Here is a 2,785-nt window from a genome sequence, read left to right on the forward strand (position 1 = left end):
CATTAAACGGTCGAGGACCCCCAACCACGTTGGGGGTCCTCCCGCATTTAACACCCCACCCAAAAACACCCCCACCGGGAACCCCACCCGGCTCAGCGGGGAAACCGCCGCCCATCAATCCACGCCAAGAGCTCGACGGCCAGCCCGCCGCCAACCGCGGCTATGACGGCTGCCCACAACATGTCGGCCGGAGGCAAGGCCAGGTGGAAGAAGTCCTGGGCCAGTGGCACGTTGAGCAGGAGCACTAGGCCGGCACACATCCCCAGTAGCACTGCCAGCTTCCTGGCATCGAGCGGGCGGGAGACCACCGCGAGAATCCACAACCCGATCACCGCGAGGGTAAGGACCGACGCCGACTGCAGCGACTCCGGAGCGGCCCCGGCAGCCCCGAGGGAACCCGCGTACAGGTTCAAGCCCAGCAGCGAGGCGGCGACGACGAGTCCGGCGGGGATGGAGAACGACAAAGACCTTCGAAGGAACCCCGGCCGGTAGCGGCGGCGATTGGCCATCAGCGCTAGAAAGAATGAGGGGATCCCGATCGTGAGGCCGTCGGTGAAAGACAATTGTCGCGGCAGGAAGGGAAACTGCAGATTAAGGAGGCCGAAGCCGACCGCGATCGCGATCGAATAGGCCGTCTTGCTGAGGAACAACTTCGACACACGCTCAACGTTGGCGATCACCCGGCGGCCCTCGGCCACCACACCGGGCAGCCGGTCGAAGCGTCCGTCCAGCAGCACCAGCCGGGCCACGGCCTTTGTGGCAGGCGCGGCGGAGTTCATTGCTATGCCAAGGTCTGCCTCTTTTAGCGCCAGCACGTCGTTGACACCGTCGCCGGTCATCGCGACTGTATGGCCGCGGCGCTGAAGTGCTGCCACCATATCCTTTTTCTGCTTCGGACTGACCCGGCCGAAGACGTTATTGCCCTCCATGACCTCTTCCAGCAGCGCCGGGTGGTCGGGGAGCTGCCGGGCATCGTAGCCCTCCCCGACGTCCAGGCCCACGGAGCGCGCAATCGCAGCGACCGTCCGGGGATCGTCCCCCGAGATGATCTTCAGTTCAACACCCTCGTTGCGGAAGTAGTCCAGCGTCTGTCGGGCATCGGCGCGGATCTGTTCCCGAAACGTGAGCACAACGACGGGTTTCACCCGTGCCGGCAGTGTTGCGTCCTTGGCAGTCATGGCGGTGCCGTCCGCGTAAGCCAGGACGACGGTCCGCAACCCGGAAGCGGCGAGCCGTCCGGCCTTGCCCAGGGCGTCCTCGGTCGACGGCGCCGCGCTGCCGCCGCCGGAGCTGTCGGCCAGCACAATTTCCGGGGCGCCCAGGATCCAGGAGCACGGGCTTGTCCCTCCGCCGTCGAACGTCACGGAACTCCACTTCCGTGCGGAAGAGAACGGGACCGACGAGACCGCCGGCGTTCCGCCGTCGTGCTCAAAATCCGACTCCAGGCAGCGCGACGTCGCGTTTGCCTCCGGATCCGCAGCGAACCAGCCCAGGGCGTGCTCCCACCCGGGTTCAGCGGATCCGGCCAGCTCGTGAACGCCGTCGAAGATGATGCTGCCTTCGGTGAGTGTCCCGGTCTTGTCCAGGCAGAGGACATCAACGCGCGCCAGGCCCTCGACCGCGGCCAGTTCCTGGATAAGAACCTTGTTGCCCGCCATCCGGACGCCGCCGACGGCGAAAGCAACGCTCGAGAGCAGCACCAGTCCCAGCGGAACCATGGCGATGACGCTTGCAATCACCCCCACCAGGGCGGAGGTCCAGGCCCCACTGGCGATGGCGGCTTCCCAGCCGCCCCTCGACTGCATTTCACCGTTGGCAACGATGAGGGCAACCGGCAGCAGCGCCCAGGTCAGCCAGCGCAGGATCCGGTTGAGGCTGTTGCGGATCTCAGAGTTGACCAGCGAGAACCGCTTCGCATCGGCGGCGAGCCTGCTGGAAAAGGACTCAGCGCCCACCCGGACCACCCGCGCCGTACCGCGTCCGGCGACAATGATCGAGCCGGAGAGTACTTCAGTCCCCGCGTCCTTGTCCACGGGGTCCGACTCCCCGGTGAGGAGGGATTCATCGGACTCCAGCCCGCCGCTCTCAAGGACTGACGCATCGGCTGTGACCTGGTCGCCGGCCCGCAGGACCAGGACATCGTCAAGTACGACGTCGGCAGTCGGGATCTCCTGCACCGTACCGTCGCGCAGTACCCGGGCCAGGGGGGCCTCGAGGACGGCAAGGCGGTCCAGGGACCGTTTGGCGCGATACTCCTGCACAACACCGATGACGGCGTTGCCGGCAGCAGCCAGCCCAAAAAGAGCGTCCTGCCAGCTCCCCAGCAGGAGCAGGAGAATAAAGCTTGTGCCCACGATCGCATTGAAAAGGGTCAGCACGTTTGCGCGGACGATTTCCCAGAGGCTGCGGCTGGTTGCGTCCGGCAGACGGTTGTCGAGGCCGCTGCTCATCCGGGAGGCTACGTCGCCACGGGAGAGGCCACTGGCGGCCGGTCCGGACACACGACGATGGAGCATGCCTGGTCCTTGGCGCCGGTGTTCTGCCATCATCTCCTGATCGTAACTGCAGGTGCCCCGGTTTGAGGTGACGGAGCACACAGGTAGCGGGTTTGGCCGAGGTGGGCTGCGGGGGCCCGGCGGGGCGTCTGTTTTTGGTGTGGTGGCGGGGTTTTTGGGGGTGTGGGGGTGGTGTGGGGGGTGGATTTGTGTGGGGGTCTGGTGGCGTGTAGAGTAATTCGAGTCGCCGCCGCTGTTGCGGAGAGTTTGCGACCGACCCCCTGATAAAC

General features: G+C 65.9%; 1 protein-coding gene. It reads right to left on the reverse strand.

What is annotated here, in order from left to right; genetic code table 11:
- Window positions 1-92: 92 nt before the first annotated feature.
- Window positions 93-2,516 (reverse strand): HAD-IC family P-type ATPase, encoded by a 2,424-nt coding sequence (locus QMG72_RS17695; RefSeq protein WP_283481351.1) that lies wholly within the window; start codon window positions 2,514-2,516, stop codon window positions 93-95.
- Between the last annotated feature and the right edge of the window lie 269 nt (window positions 2,517-2,785).

The sequence above is a fragment of the Pseudarthrobacter sp. PH31-O2 genome, from assembly GCF_030063265.1.
GTDB lineage: Bacteria > Actinomycetota > Actinomycetes > Actinomycetales > Micrococcaceae > Arthrobacter.

Coding starts and splice junctions, on each gene's coding strand:
- QMG72_RS17695 (WP_283481351.1), bottom strand. CDS start 2,516: ATGCTCCATCGTCGTGTGTCCGGACCGGCCGCCAGTGGCCTCTCCCGT.